Consider the following 18,290-nt stretch of genomic DNA (forward strand, 5'->3'; position numbering starts at 1 on the left):
ATCTAGCAACAAACTAAATTTTACAACTAATTTATTTACCATTACCTAACTGGTTAAGAGCCTTATTTATGTTTCGTCCGTTAGCCTTATTTTTAGGATTGCGTTATACCCGTGCCGAACGCAGTAATCGCTTCATATCATTTATTTCTCTTATATCTATCGTAGGTCTTACACTAGGCGTTGCGGTATTGATTACTGTATTGTCGGTGATGAATGGTTTTGATAGAGAAATTAAAGGTCGTATTTTAGGCATGGTACCTCAAGCGACGATCTCTTCGGGTCAAATAATTACAGATTGGGAACCTTTGTTAGAAGAAGTCAAACAAGATCCTAAAGTTACAGAGGCCGCACCTTTTATAACGCTACAGGGCATGCTTACTGCTAATGGTCAAGTTGCAGGCGTGATGATAAATGGGGTAGTACCTGAATATGAAAAGCAAGTCTCTATCATTGGCGAGCATATGGAGGAGGGGTCAATTGATAGTTTGGCTGCTGGCGAATTTAATATTGTAATGGGCATAGATTTAGCGCAATCGCTAGGCGTTATGGTAGGTGATAAGGTGACATTGGTATTACCCGAAGCCTCTCCTTCTCCTGCAGGTATCATACCTAGATTTAAGCGCTTTACGCTGGTCGGAACATATGATATCAGTCGAGAGATTAATAATATAATTGCCTATGTGCCCATGGATGACGCTGCCAAACTATTGAGGCTACCTAGCGGTGCCCAAGGGATTCGTATGCGTCTTGATGATATTTTTGCTGCACCAGAAGTGGCCCGTCGTGCAGCTGCAATTGATCCAGAATATCTATATCCAAGTGATTGGACGCAAACGCATGGTAATCTATTTAATGCCATTCAAATGGAAAAAGCCATGATTGGGCTGCTATTATTTCTAATAGTCATTGTCGCTGCATTTAACATCGTATCAAGTTTGATTATGGTCGTCACGGACAAAAAATCTGATATAGCCATTCTTAAAACATTCGGCGCCACACCGAAGCTTATTATGCAAGTGTTTATGGTACAAGGTATGTTTATAGGTATTATAGGAACGGTACTAGGAACCGTCATCGGACTGGCTTTGGCCTTCTCTATTAGCGATATAGTTGGATATATGATTCAGGTATTCAACATCAATCTACCTGACGTTTATCCAGTCAATTTCTTGCCGTCGTACGTTAAGTTTACCGATGTATTGATCATTTCATCAACGTCATTCTTACTAAGTTTCTTAATGACAATATATCCCGCTCGCCGTGCAGCAAGTATTCAACCTGCCCAAACTTTAAGATACGAATGATGACTGAGCGTCTTTATGACCGAACTATTTATAGATTTAAAGATATTGAATGCGCTGAGTCTTTAATAAAGTGTTAAGTTTTTAGAAATGACTAGTCGTTGAATTAAGTTCAGTGATATTGAAAAAAATGTCATTGTTAACATGTGATATTTAGCAAGAGTGATATAGATAAAGAGTAATGTATATGTCTGAGATTTTAGTCGCCAAAAATATTAGCAAGATTTACGACGAAGGTAGTATCCGTACGCAAGTCTTAACAGGACTTGATTTGACGGTTAGGGCTGGCGAGAGAATAGCCATTGTAGGAACGAGTGGGTCAGGTAAAAGCACGTTGTTGCATCTGCTAGGCGGGTTAGACATACCTACATCTGGTGAGGTGTGGCTCAAAGATAAATGTTTGAATAAGATGAATGAAACTCAGCGCGGTCATATGCGTAATGAGCATTTAGGATTTATATACCAGTTCCATCATTTGCTACCAGAATTTACAGCCGTTGAAAATGTAGCAATGCCTTTATTACTACGTAAAGAGGTGCCCATTAAAGATGCGCGTCATCAAGCGATAGAGTTATTGGATCGTGTGGGTCTGGGGCATCGTCTCGATCATCGTCCCGGCGAGCTATCCGGAGGTGAGCGTCAGCGTGTGGCCATAGCCCGTGCTTTGGTCACAAAGCCTGCTCTTGTATTGGCAGATGAACCGACAGGTAATTTAGATTATGATAATGCCCAGAGTGTGTTTGGATTATTGGCTGAATTACAAGATACAATGCAGACGGCTCTGCTGATGGTAACGCATGATAGAAATCTTGCTGCAATGGCTGATAGACAAATGCGACTCAAAAACGGTACTTGGGCTGACTTTGAGAAGTAAAAACTTTGACCATAAATAGTTAAGAGAAATAGTAGTCCCTTCAATTCAATCATATTATATAGCGTTATTTATGACGTCGTATATACAGCTATAAGATTATCAGTTATCAAACCTCATACTTTATCTATAGTCAGCGAAATACTAAATGGTTATGGAACTAACCCCGCTCGCACTACTATAGAAATACTTGCACTCGGTTGCCTTAAAACCATTTTAAATTTCTTTGATTATATCGATCTAATAGAGTATCTGATCAAACGATTATTCAATTTTAAAATTGCTGAGTTATCATCGTGCAGTGGTTAACTGGCGTAGTTTCCCTATGCTTGATGGTCGCAATTTTATCGATTGATCCGGCGAAGCTTCAACAAATTAATCAAGCGGTTACTTCTGAAACATGGCAGCAGTTAGCTGTTATATCGCTATTGGTAGCCGTTGTTTTAAATCTTATACGGTATTTTTTGCCTAATCCAAAACGATCAAACGATTTCCAAGTTTGTCCTGTATTTTATAACTCAGTTCATGCTTCTCGTACTACCTCACGTAAAAATTCACAAAATACTAATGAAACACTATCTGGTATAAAAGAAAATTCTACAAGCCTACGCAATGATTTAAAACATCATTTATCAACCTTAAAACGCCTTATAAATCCCCTTAGATCATTCTTTAATTTTAAGTTTGTTATCACCCTGATAGGCGCTTGTTTTCTCATCTTAGCTGTGGCCAGTCAAAGCCTGTACCAACGTATAAAGATGATTGAAAACTCGCCAAATTATTCACTGAATATAACCGCGATGGTCACGCCGATAGGTTTAAGCGACAGACGTTTAGAATTGGACTCTATATCAAAAGGTACCGATCTTAAAAATTATACTGACGTTACTAAAAATACAAAGCCTTCACGCACGGTTACAGATCAAAGCTATCGGCAACTGGTTAGGTTGACCCAGATTAGTTATTATAAAAATGTACAATCCCAAAACGAACCACGTAAGGTTAATTCTAGATCTATCTCACAAGATGATTCATATCATTATGAAGACGTTACCAATCCTTTTTATAACGCTCAAGATACACAGCCTAAACCTACCCTAGGCGGACAGCATGGTAAACCATTGCCTAAAGATATGACGGTGCTAATGAGTGTTCATGAACAAGATTTAGTATGGCTAAATGACTTGTCACCCAACAAAAGCGTATCTTTACAATTAAAGATACAACCTTTAGAGTACGTACATGCTACAAAATCAAATGAATTTAATGAATACCGCTGGCTAAGAAGTCGCCACGTAGTAGCTACTGCATCAATTATTAATCCAAAGTCTGAACAGCTTAATACAAGTGAAATAATGGAAAGTGAAGATTTAAGTTTGATACAAACAATAAATCTTTATCGATTCACTCTACGTCAGCATTTTTTAAAACTTATCCAGAATCAGTATGTCAATCATACTAAAATCAATCTAAACACTGCTGACGCATTAAATGATAACGTCTTAATAAACAATAGCGCGCATAATGGCGTTTTAAATGAAACTTCAAATCACGCGTCTTATAAAGATAGCGCCGCAGTGACACTAAGTTTGTTAACTGGTGATAGAAGCTTAATAAGCCAAGATCTAACAGCGCTATATCGGTTTGCAGGCATATCACATTTGCTTGCCATATCGGGCACACATGTTTTATTTTTGGCTATGTTAAGTGCTGCACTGGCAACGAGATTAATTACGCGTTTGGCACCTAGTGTTTATAGGCGTGTACCAAGGTGGCAATTGGCATTTAGTATTGCTGTGAGCGTGGCTTTTTTATATGCATTATTTGCAGGCTTTGATGTGCCAGCAGCGCGTACGGCCATGATGTTAATGGTTGTAGGGCTTTTACGATATCTTCTAATCAGACCATCTATCTATAAAGTCCTATTGGGGCTTGCCTTAATTATGGCTTGGATAGATATCTATGTGTTATGGCAAGCAGGTTTCTGGTTGTCTTTTATTGCGGTAGCCATATTGTATGTTTACAGTCAACGATTTGGCCAAGTTACTAATTCGCCAACAGCGTCTATAGGCAAATCTTCATTATTTGATAAGCTCACAGGCTTTATTATTGATTTAAAATCCCTAGTTTTGGAGCTTATAAAGCTACAACTTTGGGTGACACTAGCTTTACTTCCATTAAGTCTGTGGTTATTTGGAGAGGTATCTTTATGGGGATTTATCGTCAATATCTTTGCCATAGGACTATTTGGATGGGTTATTGTACCTATGAACTTACTTGCAGGAGTATTAAATACCGTAGCACCTAAGTTAGCTGATCATATTTGGTTGTTTTTAATTGACGTCTTAACCTACTTTCATCAGTTTCTATTATGGCTACATATGCAGGCCAACTACACAGGATGGTTACGTAGTCAGATCACAGTATCCGTCATGTTTGTCCTATTGTTAATCGCATTACCTTGGATACTCCCCAAAAGCACATTAAGCCGCTTGCTATCTATACCCGCCACGATGCTATTTTTTATACTAATAGTTACAAATAACGCCATGACTAATGAGGGTTTTATAGATCAATCTCAAGTCAGCTCGCTTAATAAGCAATCAGCATTACACATCAAATCTTTACATACGTCTAGTGCACATTTTTCTGCAGTCTTATTAACCAATAAAGACAGCAGCTGGTTGTTACTGTCTGAATATCCAAGTCCATATAACAAACAATCTATAAAACAAATTAACGATAAAATGCAGTCACTTACAGACAGTCTGTATAAACAGCTTGATACTCTAAATATAGATGTTTTAACTGGGATTGTCGTACAAACTGCTAGCCCTAATATGGCGCAAACTGTTGCTGGATTACGTCAGAGGATGCCTATTTATTACTACTGGCAAACCGGACTAACTCATATTGATAAGCAAGTTAAACAAAATATGGGAACGAGCAGACTAACTGCTCAAAACTGTTTAGTAGGTAAGGTATGGTCTGAGGGTGGATCATCAAATAATAACGATTTAGGGAAAGTAGACTTTAACAACACTAATTTAAATCATGATTCAGTCCTTAGCAACAATAAAGTCAGTATAAAAGCAATAACAGGATGGAAGATGAGTCAAGATGTTTCAGACTGTACCATTCAAATAAATACGAATACCCCTGTCATCCTTACTCAACAAGATGGCAGTATTCAGCATTTAAAGGATTTAGATTCTGATCAACTAAATCTAGATCACTCAAAAACAAACCGATTAGTAAATGAATCTATTGATTTAAATTCTATTGTTGTATATACCAGCGCGCAGCCTAGGATGGCATCGTTATGGCAATTATTGTGTTCGCCTAATTCTAACAGGAATGCTTCTATCTTAAGTCCTAAGAATAAACACTGGTTAACGACGTCTAAAGCGACTGTAGACCAAAAACTTATCGATAATATGACGCCTAAATCCTGGTATATACTTAAAAGTAAAGGTATGACAGCCAGCCAACAACTATCAGAGAATTTCATATATTGGCAACACTCTAACTCTTTGGATAATTAAATCTTTGTGCAAATTTACAAGTGTAAGTAACGCGATAGCGATGAAGTTTTACAGAATGACACTGACATATTAAGTAGAATCATATAGTTTGTTGAAATAATCATATTATGATTGCGTTAAATATAAACTGCTTATAAGCTAGTTTACAATTTAATATCATGAATTTGAGGCAAGTCATAGCCAGCTTATTGATAAATTTATATTAATTTATACTATGAATTGTTTATATTTAACGATACGATATCACGTTATTATCTAAGAACAGTAGGATTCACATTTTTTATGTCAAATTGGCCACCCAATCCCGATAAAGTACCTAACAATAACCAAAGTCCAAACCCATCGAATATACCACCACATACGACACCGTCTTATTCAGGAGGCCGAGAGTGGCACTTATTAGAAAAGACGTTATTGGCGAGTATAGAAGAACAACGGCGTGCTCGTCGCTGGAGTATAATTTCTAAATTATTGACGCTATGCTTTTTTTTATTATTGTTCTTTTTGATGAGTCGTGGCTGTACGCCAACAGAAAGTATCAATGCAGTCGATATTAATAAACCGCATATTGCAGTTGTAGATGTTCAGGGTGTCATCAGCCCAACAGATATCGCCAATTCGTTAGATATTAGTCAGGCTTTAACAGAAGCTTTTGAAGCAGAAGGGTCTCAAGCCGTCGTTTTAAATATTAATTCACCTGGGGGCTCACCGGTTCAGTCAGATGAAATTTGGCAGACAATGATGGACTTACGGGAAGAATATCCTGAAAAGAAATTGTATGCAGCTATTGGAGATATTGGGGCCTCTGGAGCCTATTATATTGCTTCAGCTGCCGATGAGATATATGTAAACCGTTCAAGTTTGGTAGGTTCTATCGGCGTGATTATGCCTGGATATAATATAGAGGGACTGTTAGATAAAGCAGGTATCAAAGACAATACCTTAACAGCTGGCGAGTATAAAGACATATTAAGTATGAGCCGCTCATTGACACCTTTTGAAGAACAGCATGTTAAGGATGTCTTAGATAATACGCACAAACACTTTATTAACGCGGTCAAAGAAGGTAGAGCCAAAAAGCTTAAAAACCCTGAAGAGAATAATCTATTCTCGGGCTTGTTCTGGACTGGCGAGCAATCAATTGAGCTGGGTCTTGCTGATAAAGTTGGCGGTCTAATGACTATTGAAAAAGATGTCGAAGCTGAAAAAGACATAGAAATTGACGATATTATTGATTACACGCCTATGGATCCTATACAGCAGTTCTTTGAAAGCTTTGCAGTCAAACTTGGTGCTGGCATTGGTACTACTATTGATATGAAGTTATTACCTAACGATTCAGCTTCTGGTGAGATGAGATAAATGGCCGATGTCAATGGTAATACTTATGTTAATGCACCAATAGATAAGTTCGATATATTAACTGTGGATTTGTCTGGTTTGCCTGTGTCAAAGATCACAGGCAAGCCAGTATTACATTTTGCACACGCTAACGGTATGCCTAGTGAGGTCTATACGACGCTATTTGAAATATTGTCTCAGCGTTTTACTATTGAATATATACCTGTACTCGGTATTGACCATGTAGAGACCTTTGATAAAGATCAAAAAAGTACAGATATAGATAGCACGGATTTTAGCAATAAGCAGTCTAATAAATATCCCATCGATAACCATTGGCATAGCCTAACTGAACAGGTGATTGACAGTGTTGGAAAAGCTCAGACCAAACATGGTATCCAAATCATCGGTTTAGGTCATTCATTAGGTGCATTGTGTACGTTACAGGCTATGTATAAAAAACCTGCATTGTTTGCTCAATCTGTACTGATGGATCCACCAATAATTTATGGCAAAGACAATTTTGTATGGCATATGAGTAAGCTTTTGTCTCAGCGAATCGCGGATAAATTATCACCGGCAGGCATTTCAAAATACCGTAGAGATGTTTGGGATAGCCGAGAACAGGCTAGAAAGTTGTTACGACCTAAAACTTTTTTTAAAAATTTTGATGAGCGTACTTTTACTGATTATATTAAATATGGCTTACGTGCACAAAGTGGCAGTGATGATAAAGTAGCGCTGAGAATACCTAAGAGCGTTGAGGTAGCCGTATTTAGAACCAATCCTTCGTGGTACTGGTTAAAGCCTAATAGACCTCCTAAAAAGCCTGTCACGCTTTTGATTGGTAAAGACAGTAAGTTTTATGAACGCAAATTCCCTCATAAGATTAAAAAAAGGTTATCAATACCTTTTAAACTACACACGGGTGGTCATATGTTTCCTCTTGAATATCCTGAGTCAGTGGTAGCGCTCATAGTAACCACGATAGCAGAACAGATGAAGTAATGGCATTAACTACTAAAACTGCTGATAAAGAATCAACAATGCAATCCTTGCCCAAATTATTTAGTAAACCTGGTGTATTCGTGTTGACCATTTGCACTATTGGGGTTTTTCTAATTGCGCAGTTGCTAGGTGTCTATATATTTGCACCCATCGTATTTGCTGAACAACAGTTAAGTACGGCTCAAAGATTTGTAATGGGCAGTTATGATGGTACAGTCACCAGTTACGCCATGTTATTCACATTCGTGGTTATGTTGCTGTTTATATATTGCATAGTCAGTCTACGACTAAGACAAAATGCCAAACATAGCACTTCTGATTTAGCGAACGTATGCACTGCTGACTCACCCACCTCGAGTGCTAATATTGACAATCAGGTAACTGCTTCAACTTATCTTGGACTAAAGCGGTTTCCAATCAAAATTGGATTGATTGTTTTACTATTATGGATTCTATTTATCATAGGCAGTGAAGCTTTAACCTATACCTTAGACAAAAATCCGACAGCGTTTGTTGACGAGCTATATTTTACGGCCGACCCTAAGTGGCTGCTCATAGTTGTCATGGTTTTGATAGCACCAATTTATGAGGAGTTTATGTTTAGGGGTGCTATATGGCAGGCAGTACGAGAGCAAATGAATGGTAGGGCAGGCAACATCTTAGCTGGTATGGTGACAAGTATACTGTTTGCTATTATTCATTTGCAGTATGAGCTTTATGAAATGAGTGTTGTGTTTGCCTTAGCGTTGATTCTTAGTTACGCCAGAGCGAAGTCTGGATCGCTTTGGTTGCCTATTATAATTCATATTTTAAATAATGGACTGGCAATGTTTTTTTACTTAATTGCTCAGTAGCTTTCCTGTAATCAGTAGCTTTAATCCATGAATCAGTAACTTTAAATTAGAAACTTTAATATAATAGAAAATAGCCTAAGCATATACTAAATTATTCTCATACTTAATTAGGCCCAAATCCAATTTTATATGAACTTGTTCTTAAGTTTGTTAATTAATGGCTTCTTTACTATCGTAAATAATTTGAATAGTACGGTTTGCTGCCTCTTGAATTTCAGCAACTGTTAACTGCTTTTTACCACTTAACGCTTGGCGCCATTTACGAGCGCCAGGTAGTCCTTGAAATAATCCCAAAAAGTGCCGTGCTATTGAAGGTAAAGGTTCACCTTTGGCCACTTGTTCTTCAAGATAGGGGTACAGTCGGACTAAAATATCGGCTTGGCTCGGTACTGGGGCATCCCATAATTGCATCGATTCAGCTAGGATATAAGGGTTTTGATAGGCTGCTCTGCCTAACATAACACCGTCAACATATTGAAGATGTTCTTTAATTTGCTCAATATTAGTAATCCCACCATTTATTTCGATATCAAGCTCAGGGAAGTCCTGTTTGAGACGATAAACATCTTCATATCTAAGCGGAGGGACTTCTCGGTTCTCTTTGGGACTCAGACCGTTTAACCAAGCAATACGCGCGTGTACGATAAAGCGCTGACAGCCTTGTTCAGCACTGGCACTCACAAAGTCTTTCATGAATTGATAACTGTCGTAAAGGTCGATACCAATTCGATGTTTAACCGTGATAGGAATGTCCACTGCTGCCTGCATATTATGCACAAGGGCTGCGACCGTATTTGGCTCAGCCATTAAGCAAGCACCAATTTTATTATGCTGAACTCTATCAGATGGGCAACCTACGTTAATGTTGACTTCGTCATACCCTCTGTTTTGAGCTTCGATGGCACATTGAGTCATCTCATTTATATCTGCACCGCCTAGCTGAAGCACAAGAGGATGTTCACTGTCGTCATAACGTAGCAAACGATCCGTATTGCCATGAATAATGGCGCTTGTTGAGATCATTTCAGTATACAAATAAACATAAGGGTTAAATAACCGAGCAAAAAACCGATAGTCTGTTGTGGTCCAATCGATCATGGGGGCGACAGATAAGCGTTTATTATGCATTATATTGGTATATTGGGAGGTGGTTTCGGTCATAGCAGCGTTATTCATGTGACTCACATTATTAGATTGATTCATAAGTTCGTAATAAGAAAGTACGTTAATAACAAAGTACTTTAATAAGAAAGTACGTTAATTCATAAGCTCATAGGTTTAAAATAATTTTATCCAGTAATAATAGAGTTATTTGTTATTACTTACTCATCGAAGTTTTAGGTGTTTAAGTAAAAGTTTATTTTTGATGTTGTATCGTATATATATAGTCGGCGAACTTATAAAGAGTCACGGTGTTAACCTCGTTAAGCCTACCCTAGTAGTACTTGCACTCGGTTGCCTTGTGACTACTTTAAAGTTCTTTGACTATAGTATATTTATTTGAAATATTATAAAAACTTTAGACTAAAATTATGGGGGTACTATCTATCGATTCAAATTAATTGCTTACACTAATCAATAATAGTTATGGTATCGAGTTTTGGAGAACGGTACATATATAGCCCGATAATAAACGCAACAATACCAACAAAAGTTAAATATAACGCTGGCGTGAAACTTACAATATTGGTTGCATAGCTTAAACCAAACGGAATAGTAACCCCAACAACAGCGTATACTATATTGTAAATGATTGAGACAGCAGTCACTCGATATTCAGTAGGGAATATTTGTACCAATAGCACCGCACCTAAACTTATGATACCAGCACAAAATCCTAATATAGAATACATAAATAGAATAAGAATGCCGCCTGCATTACTTAAGTGGTAGAAAAATGCCAATGCTTGAACGATTAAAACTAATGAACCAAACATCAATGCTCTTCCCACACTACTTCTGTCTGCAAGTAATCCAAAAAAGATACAGCCTAATATAAGAAAAATCAGGCTTAAGATATGTGATAGGTTTAGAATAGAATCATCAATGCTAAACTTTAATATGATTAAATCTGGTAGCAGTATAGGAATCGTTATGGTCAAGCTTGATATAATAAAGGTCGTCACTACGGCAATAAATATTGCATTAAAGCGGTTGAAGGGGGTGACATTTTCATATTTATTTTGTTCATCTTCAGGTCGATTTTTTGCTTTCAAAAAAGCAGGGGTTTCCTGTAATATATGCCATAAAATTAGGCTAACAAAACTCAAGGCAGCGCCCCAAATATACGGAATTCGCCATCCAGAATCTATCAACTCAATTTGTGTGTAAGTGGTCGTTAGTAAGCTATAAATAATATTGACAGCGATAATGCCCACAAAATAGCTTGCTGTGACCAGGGCTAAATATGTGGACAAGTTTCTTTTAGGTACATACTCAGAGACAAATACCCATCCTAGAGGCGTATGAGCGCCAATTGCCATACCTTGTATCAGTCTTAATAAAAGTAGCAACATGGGTGCGAACACACCTATTTGTGCATATGTTGGCAGGCAAGCAATAACCAGGGTGGTAATAGAGATTGCCATTAGGCTGACTAATAAAGCAGGTTTACGGCCGTAGAGATCTGCATAACGTCCAAGAATAACGCCGCCAATTGGCCGTGACAAATATCCTGCGACGAATATACCTAACAGTTGCAGTTTTGAGAGTAGAGGATCAGAGGCTGGGAAAAAAGCTGAACTGATGATGTCCGCAAAAAATAAATAAATAAGAAAATCAAAGTAAGCTACCGCATTACCAAAGCAAATAACCAGCAATTGTCTAGTTGAAAAACCGTGTTTATTGTCAGTTAGAGTGAATGGCATAATTCTTACTTTAATTGATGGAAATTACAAAGGGTAAATAGGGTTTGCTAATAAACTAATTATTTTAATACGGATAAACAAACATTAGCGCATCGAGTGCATTTTATGCATAAGCTATAAATTTATAATCTTAAAGCTTATAAATGAAAATGAACCAGTCAATTATTTTTACTTTTATTTTGTTTATAGCAACCAATCAATGGGTAGCGACGACATTATTTTCAACCAAAATGAATCTATTAGATCTACATTTGGTTCCTTGTCATATGTCACAAGCGCATCGTTTTCTATGGTTTGCCATTGAAGGCGTCCATCGTTTGTCAAAATAACTTTATAGGCACTGGTCAACAAATCATCTTCGATAGCATCATGTAGCTGTGTTGCTAATTTGTCATCTCGTATCACCACACCTATCTCTGTATTGATATTTGCAGAGCGTGGATCGACATTGTATGAGCCTATAAATACATTTTCATCATCTACCGCGAATGTTTTAGCATGCAAACTTGTTGAGGACTGCGATCGGGCGCGCCATAATTTATTCTCACGCTCTTCTTGTGATGCGATAGGTTTTAGCTCATAAATAGCAATGCCAGCCTTTAGAAGCGCAGAACGCCACTGTGCGTATCCAGAATGGACAGCAGAAACATCGGTCGCACTGAATGAATTGGTGAGTATCTTAACCCGAACGCCTTGTTTAGAAAGTTTGATTAATGTATCCACACCCTGTTTTGTAGGTACAAAATAAGAAGATACAATTGAAAGCTGCTGCGTAGGCTTACCTAGCAAACGCCTTAACTGGTATACCAGATGGTTGTCAGGGTTGGCATTTGCAATTAGCTTTTCGACCTCATCGCTCAAAAAAGTCATATCTGTCCAGATAAAAGGCACTTCTTTATTTAGTAAATCTATACCAATATTATTACTTTGTAAGGCTTTATCATAAACGGATAGCTCAGTATCGTTCTTCGCAAGTTTATCGGGATTAATTTCATTTAAATAGGAAATGAACATCTCTGTACGCTCAGATTTCGTAGGATCAATCGCATATTTATTGTCGACTAATGTTTCAATATCATAAGATATTGTAGCGTGCCAATAGCTTTCAAAGCTTTCAGTGATATCGCTGACCACATCACCTACCAATAAGACATCAAGATCAGCAAATTGACTGTTTTCACTATTACTTAAATATTCATCGCCGACATTACGCCCACCAATAATGCTTAACTGACGGTCAAATGTCATACTTTTATTGTGCATACGATGATTAATACGTTTTAAGTCCGTCACGTAATTAAGTATTTGTAATTGGCGATGTGACATTGGGTTGACAAGACGGACACTGATATTAGGGTGGCTGGCTAAACGACGCAGCTGCTTATCTAGTTCAACGTTATTATTAAAATCATCTAGTAGGAATCTAACAATAACGCCACGTTCAGCTGCCATCCAAAGCTTTTTTAGTAATAGCTGACCTGCTTGATCGTTGTGCCAAATATAATACTGCACATCAATACTATTATTAGCCATATCACTTAATATGCTTCGAGTGGCAAATGCTTCAGTGCCAGTAATGATAGGTAAGTAACCTGACTGCTTAGGGTGAAGGCTATTTTGTTCAGTAATGGCTTCTGAAAACTTGGCATCTTCAACCGTATAAGGTGTACTGTCACTGTAACGCGCCTCTAAGCTTTTCGATAACTGTAGACTACTTTCAATATGAGGGTTTTTCGGTAAGCTATTACAAGCAGAGATACCAAAACACATGATTGATATTAGACTAAGTCTGACGATATAACCAAAAGTAATGTCATTAAAAGTAGAGAAGGGCATAGGGCGCTCGAACTGAGGTTTAGGTAATAAAACGATTTAAATAAAGGCTAATGATATAAGCAAACTTAACGTAAAATTAGCTAAGATGAAAAAAACAGTTTAAATCATGAAAACTCAACTTTGAGAAAACGTTTAATAGAAATTTTAATTAAAATAAAAACAGCAAATCATACTATCCAATTAAATCAAACCAATCTAACTCTTAAGTATAATTGTAATTAAAAAATCAATTTGATGATAAATGTTAACATTGCGTAAGACGCTTATGCCTATCTAACCTACTAAACTAATGCATACCAACATACTGACATACCAACTTACTAATTTATTCATCTTCAATTATCATCGTTGACAAAGATTCATAAAACTTAGCAAATTCTGAAAAGTCTGCGGACCCTGGTTCATGCTGATTACTGGCACTACGGATTAAGCTGGCAACTTGTGCCATAACTGGTGCAGGTACTTGCTCCTGAGATTGTAAGTCAATAGCGATACCACAGTCCTTTGCCATTAAGTCAATGGTGAAGGTTTTAGGGAACTCACGATTGACAATTCGCTGCGGAAAAGTTGCGGTGGTAGCAAAGCTTTGACCACTCGCTTTATTGATACAGGCCAATGCATCCGATGGGTTAACGCCGTGTGCTTTTAATACAGATAGCCCTTCAGCTGCTGCCCAGGCATTAATAGCAAATAACGTATTGTTGACCGCTTTAACTGCAAATCCTGCGCCACTAGGACCCACATGAACAATCAACCCTGCAAAGCAGTCTATAGCTTTGGTAGCAGAAGATAATGCCTCTGAATTTCCCCCTACCATCACTGTTAATATGCCCTCATCTGCACCAGTGGTTTGACCTGAAACAGGCGCATCCAAAAACTGACAGCCTATTTGCTCTAATTTTTTTTGACTGGCTTTAGCGTGTTCAGGAACCCCGCTGGTACAATCTACCCAAATACTACCGGATTTAATATGGTCATACGCTGTTTCAATCACCTCATCTACCACATCACTCGTGGGTAAGCATGAAAATATAATGTCTGCATTTACGGCATGTAATAGGTTAACAGATCGCGTACCAAATTCTTTCGCATGAGCATCAGCCCTGTCTGAAGATCTATTCCAAACTAGAACATTATCAAAGCTTGTGACCAAATGCTTTGCCATTTGATATCCCATCGCGCCTAGCCCAATAAAACTGACTGTTTTAGGTTCTGTACTCATTTTTAGCTCCGTGTTTTAAAACTATTTATGCATGTCATGTTGATCATACAATAACTATGTGCGTTAGATAATGTATGTTAAAAATTTTAAGTTTTTAGTAATAAAGAAAACGTGTAAACGGTAATTATAGTTAATAGCAGTTTGCGACATTAAAAATGCAAACAATCTCCCAATAACTTGTTAAAATACAAGTCGATTTTCTTAAGATTAATTTTCAACTTGCTGATAATACTATGACTGATAACGTACCAAATAAAAATGAACTTAAGGCTAGCGCTGCAAGTAATGCAAATAATACCGATTCTACCACTGATGCTAACCCCACAGTTAGTAGTGAAAATACACAGCAAGGTTTGAACACTGAGAGCGGGCTCGATAGTAACTGGCGTAATGATGCGCTTGATTTGACTCAAGACTATAGCATGCAAACTATGGCAGTGCGAGCCGGACAATATCGTACTAATGAAGGCGAACATAATGAGCCTATCTTCACAACAAGCTCATATGTCTATCAATCTGCTGCTGATGCCGCTGCTCATTTTAATGGCTCCAAAACAGGAAACGTCTATTCAAGACATACCAATCCTAGCGTTCGCACCTTTGAGCGTCGCTTAGCGGCGTTAGAAGGTGGTGAGCGTGCGGTAGCTACAGCCTCAGGTATGGGCGCTATTTTGACCATGTGTATGGCTTATCTTAAACAAGGCGACCATATTTTGGCGGCCAAGCAATTATTTGGCTCATCGGTTGGGTTGTTTAATAATTTTATGGGTAAGTTTGGTGTTGAAGTAAGCTATGTCGATTGTTTTGACAATGAGGCTTGGGCAGCAAGTATTCAATCAAATACACGCTTGTTATTTTGTGAGACACCGAGTAATCCACTGGGCGAAATAGCTGATTTGCAAGCCATCGCTGATATTGCGCATCAACACGGCGCTTTATTTGTAGTCGATAATTGCTTCGCCACACCAGCCATACAACGTCCGTTTGATTTTGGTGCCGATATTATTATTCATTCTGCTACAAAGTATCTTGATGGGCAAGGACGGGTATTAGGTGGAGCGCTTGTTGGAAATGACGCGTTGATGCAGCAAGCTTTTGTTGTTGTGCGCTCGTGCGGAATTAGTATGAGTCCATTTAATGCTTGGGTTTTCACCAAAGGGCTTGAAACCTTAAATTTACGTATGCAGGCACACTGTGATAATGCCAACAAAGTGGCAAGCTTCTTAAATGATCATCCAAATGTAGCGAAAGTACATTTTTCAGGACTTAAAAGTCATCCGCGGCATGAGTTAGCCTCAAGACAGCACCATCGCAATAATTGCTTTGGCGCGATTATGGGTTTTGAGGTAAAAGCGATGGACGATCATACGGATCAATCTGCTGCTTGGCACGTTATAGATAGCACCCGAATGGTGTCTATTACTAATAATCTTGGTGATGCTAAAACGACTGTCACCCATCCTGCAACCACCACTCATTTTAGGATTTCAGAGGAAGCCCGAGCTGAGGCAGGTGTCACGGATGCTTTGGTTAGACTTTCTGTGGGATTAGAAGATGTTGATGACATCATCAAAGACTTGGCAAGAGGGCTAGATAGTTTAAACTAATTATATATGCTTATAATTTAGAACTCATACCTATCTACTGGATACAATGTTTTGAGTTAAAAGTACATAACTTAATCAATAAGAGTTTAAAAATTAATATAAGATATTTAGGTGTAAATAGGTTAGACGCTCATATAACTTCTATGACCTCTATTAAAGCACCAAATAATCTTATGCGTAAATTAAAATTCTTTAACTAAACTATAAGTTTTTAACTAAACTATAAGTCTTTAGCAATCAAACCACAAAACATACTTAGACGGTATCTGCGATAGTAAGATTAGATAAAACGAGAAGTTATCAGTATAATTGTCAATAAGTACTAAATTTAAATAACGACGTTAAATAACGACTTTAAATAATTATGTTAAATAGTGACGTTAAACAAAGCCGTTAAGTTTTTAATAACCAATCGACTTTATTAAATAGATAGTAATAAATAGCTATTACATTAAATTTTAAGTCATACATAAATTGATAAACATATAAGAGGTAGATATGAATATTCAAGCATTAATGCAGCAAGCACAGTCTATGCAAAAGCAAGTAGAAGCAAATGTCGAAAAAGCTAAGAAAGAGCTTGCTGATAAAGAAGTTCAAGCTGAAGCGGGTAACGGTTTGGTTAAAGTCACTATGACTGGACGTCACGTTGTAAAGCGTCTAACAATTGATCCAAGCCTACTTGAAGACGAGCCTGATTTAATCGAAGATTTGATTGCTGCTGCTATTAATGACGCGGTACGTCAAGCAGATGAATTATCTGATGCAACATTAACCAATGCAACAAGTGGTATGGGGTTACCACCAGGTATGCAAGGTTTATTCGGTTAAGTAGTGACTTCTATGGGCTATTGTATTACTGGCCCAAAAGTTCGCTTTATTCTTATCAAGCCACTGTTAACTTGATAAGTTTAATAGGTTTGAAAAATAATTTACGATGATTATGGTTATTGAGATGAAAGGGGGTAATATAAATGTTACCCCCTTTTTTCTTATATATACATTTAAAAATCATCAAATTGGTATCATATATTTACCATACATATTTATTATTCTCTATTTAAAATCTTATATAAAAAGCTTTATATAATGATTTAATGTTCAAATATTAAATAGACCTTAACTTAGCTATTATTTATTAAACATAGGTGATTCATTGCTAACTGAAAAGTTTGAAAATTTAGTAAAACAATTGCGAGTATTGCCCGGGGTGGGTCAAAAGACTGCTCAGCGTATGGCTCTGCATTTGTTAAATGGTAAAAGACCCCAAGGTGTTGCATTGGCGCAAGCACTTGATATCGCCATGCACGAGATAATAGAATGCCGCGTATGTCATTCGTATAGTGATGATGAAGTATGTCCTATATGCATAGATCCTAGACGAGACGATTCTGTATTGTGTGTGGTTGAAACCGCAGCAGATGTGATGGCAATAGAACAAACAGCAGGTTATCGAGGTCGATATTTTGTACTTGGCGGGCATCTGTCGCCTCTTGATGGTATTAATGCCGATGATCTTAATATTGATCAACTTGTTAATCGTTTAAAAAAAGACCCTGTGGATGAGCTTATATTAGCGACAAGTACGACTGTCGAAGGTCAGACGACTGCTCACTTTATAAGTGAATCGATACGACGACATGTGGGTAGAGTCACTCAAATTGCGCAAGGCATACCCATGGGTGGAGAGCTTGAGTACTTAGACAGTATGACGTTATCTCAAGCACTGCGTAACCGCTCATAAATAACCTAAGTAGATACCAATCAAAGTATAAGTACCATATCTTAAAAACAACCTATCTTTGTTAAAAGGCTAAACCAACTAATTGTACCGCTTG

At 37.6% G+C, this 18,290-nt stretch carries 13 protein-coding genes; 9 read left to right on the forward strand and 4 right to left on the reverse strand.

Translation table 11 applies throughout. From position 1 onward, the window contains the following. The first annotated feature begins 68 nt into the window (after window positions 1–68). From AC2SLP_RS01350 to AC2SLP_RS01375, 6 genes are all read left to right on the forward strand, one after another. On the forward strand, window positions 69–1,304 hold the full coding sequence (locus AC2SLP_RS01350) for a lipoprotein-releasing ABC transporter permease subunit (RefSeq protein ID WP_486534834.1): 1,236 nt from the start codon (window positions 69–71) through the stop codon (window positions 1,302–1,304). Window positions 1,305–1,488: 184 nt separating this feature from the next. After that, entirely contained in the window at window positions 1,489–2,175 is a 687-nt protein-coding gene (gene lolD, locus AC2SLP_RS01355) for a lipoprotein-releasing ABC transporter ATP-binding protein LolD (protein WP_486534835.1), read from the forward strand. Window positions 2,176–2,468: 293 nt separating this feature from the next. After that, entirely contained in the window at window positions 2,469–5,717 is a 3,249-nt protein-coding gene (locus tag AC2SLP_RS01360) for a ComEC/Rec2 family competence protein (protein WP_486534836.1), read from the forward strand. Window positions 5,718–5,999: 282 nt separating this feature from the next. Beyond that, entirely contained in the window at window positions 6,000–7,079 is a 1,080-nt protein-coding gene (sppA, locus tag AC2SLP_RS01365; RefSeq protein ID WP_486534837.1) for a signal peptide peptidase SppA, read from the forward strand. Then, on the forward strand, window positions 7,080–8,066 hold the full coding sequence (locus tag AC2SLP_RS01370) for an alpha/beta fold hydrolase (RefSeq protein ID WP_486534838.1): 987 nt from the start codon (window positions 7,080–7,082) through the stop codon (window positions 8,064–8,066). Then, a complete protein-coding gene (locus tag AC2SLP_RS01375; RefSeq protein WP_486534839.1) occupies window positions 8,066–8,920 on the forward strand; it encodes a CPBP family intramembrane glutamic endopeptidase in 855 nt (284 codons plus the stop codon). Before AC2SLP_RS01370 ends, AC2SLP_RS01375 begins: the two co-directional genes overlap by 1 nt. A 150-nt stretch (window positions 8,921–9,070) precedes the next feature. On the opposite strand, the gene dusA is transcribed toward AC2SLP_RS01375, so the two are convergent. The 4 genes from dusA to AC2SLP_RS01395 all read right to left on the reverse strand — a co-directional run bounded on the left by dusA (window position 9,071) and on the right by AC2SLP_RS01395 (window position 14,845). Beyond that, the gene (gene dusA / locus AC2SLP_RS01380; RefSeq protein ID WP_486534840.1) at window positions 9,071–10,096 is read right to left on the reverse strand and encodes a tRNA dihydrouridine(20/20a) synthase DusA; all 1,026 of its coding nucleotides are present in this window, start codon (window positions 10,094–10,096) and stop codon (window positions 9,071–9,073) included. 395 nt (window positions 10,097–10,491) lie between these two features. Next, complete coding sequence (locus AC2SLP_RS01385) at window positions 10,492–11,787, reverse strand: MFS transporter (RefSeq protein ID WP_486534841.1); 1,296 nt, start codon at window positions 11,785–11,787, stop codon at window positions 10,492–10,494. 183 nt (window positions 11,788–11,970) lie between these two features. Beyond that, a complete protein-coding gene (locus AC2SLP_RS01390) occupies window positions 11,971–13,623 on the reverse strand; it encodes a phospholipase D family protein (protein WP_486534842.1) in 1,653 nt (550 codons plus the stop codon). A gap of 325 nt (window positions 13,624–13,948) precedes the next feature. Next, a complete protein-coding gene (locus tag AC2SLP_RS01395; RefSeq protein WP_486534843.1) occupies window positions 13,949–14,845 on the reverse strand; it encodes an NAD(P)-dependent oxidoreductase in 897 nt (298 codons plus the stop codon). A 233-nt stretch (window positions 14,846–15,078) separates the two neighbouring features. On the opposite strand from AC2SLP_RS01395, the gene AC2SLP_RS01400 reads away from it, so the two are divergent. The 3 genes from AC2SLP_RS01400 to recR all read left to right on the forward strand — a co-directional run bounded on the left by AC2SLP_RS01400 (window position 15,079) and on the right by recR (window position 18,196). Beyond that, entirely contained in the window at window positions 15,079–16,452 is a 1,374-nt protein-coding gene (locus AC2SLP_RS01400; protein ID WP_486534844.1) for an O-succinylhomoserine sulfhydrylase, read from the forward strand. Between the two features lie 498 nt (window positions 16,453–16,950). After that, a complete protein-coding gene (locus AC2SLP_RS01405) occupies window positions 16,951–17,283 on the forward strand; it encodes a YbaB/EbfC family nucleoid-associated protein (protein WP_486534845.1) in 333 nt (110 codons plus the stop codon). A 325-nt stretch (window positions 17,284–17,608) separates the two neighbouring features. Then, entirely contained in the window at window positions 17,609–18,196 is a 588-nt protein-coding gene (gene recR / locus AC2SLP_RS01410) for a recombination mediator RecR (RefSeq protein ID WP_486534846.1), read from the forward strand. Window positions 18,197–18,290 lie beyond the last annotated feature (94 nt).

Source organism: Psychrobacter sp. CX21 (genome assembly GCF_057396255.1).

Bases quoted from the DNA above. Each gene is read 5' to 3' on its own strand.
- AC2SLP_RS01375 (WP_486534839.1), top strand. From the start codon at position 8,066: ATGGCATTAACTACTAAAACTGCTGATAAAGAATCAACAATGCAATCC.
- AC2SLP_RS01385 (WP_486534841.1), bottom strand. From the start codon at position 11,787: ATGCCATTCACTCTAACTGACAATAAACACGGTTTTTCAACTAGACAA.
- dusA (WP_486534840.1), bottom strand. From the start codon at position 10,096: ATGAATAACGCTGCTATGACCGAAACCACCTCCCAATATACCAATATA.
- AC2SLP_RS01350 (WP_486534834.1), top strand. From the start codon at position 69: ATGTTTCGTCCGTTAGCCTTATTTTTAGGATTGCGTTATACCCGTGCC.
- AC2SLP_RS01395 (WP_486534843.1), bottom strand. From the start codon at position 14,845: ATGAGTACAGAACCTAAAACAGTCAGTTTTATTGGGCTAGGCGCGATG.
- sppA (WP_486534837.1), top strand. From the start codon at position 6,000: ATGTCAAATTGGCCACCCAATCCCGATAAAGTACCTAACAATAACCAA.
- lolD (WP_486534835.1), top strand. From the start codon at position 1,489: ATGTCTGAGATTTTAGTCGCCAAAAATATTAGCAAGATTTACGACGAA.
- AC2SLP_RS01400 (WP_486534844.1), top strand. From the start codon at position 15,079: ATGACTGATAACGTACCAAATAAAAATGAACTTAAGGCTAGCGCTGCA.
- AC2SLP_RS01405 (WP_486534845.1), top strand. From the start codon at position 16,951: ATGAATATTCAAGCATTAATGCAGCAAGCACAGTCTATGCAAAAGCAA.
- AC2SLP_RS01370 (WP_486534838.1), top strand. From the start codon at position 7,080: ATGGCCGATGTCAATGGTAATACTTATGTTAATGCACCAATAGATAAG.
- AC2SLP_RS01390 (WP_486534842.1), bottom strand. From the start codon at position 13,623: ATGCCCTTCTCTACTTTTAATGACATTACTTTTGGTTATATCGTCAGA.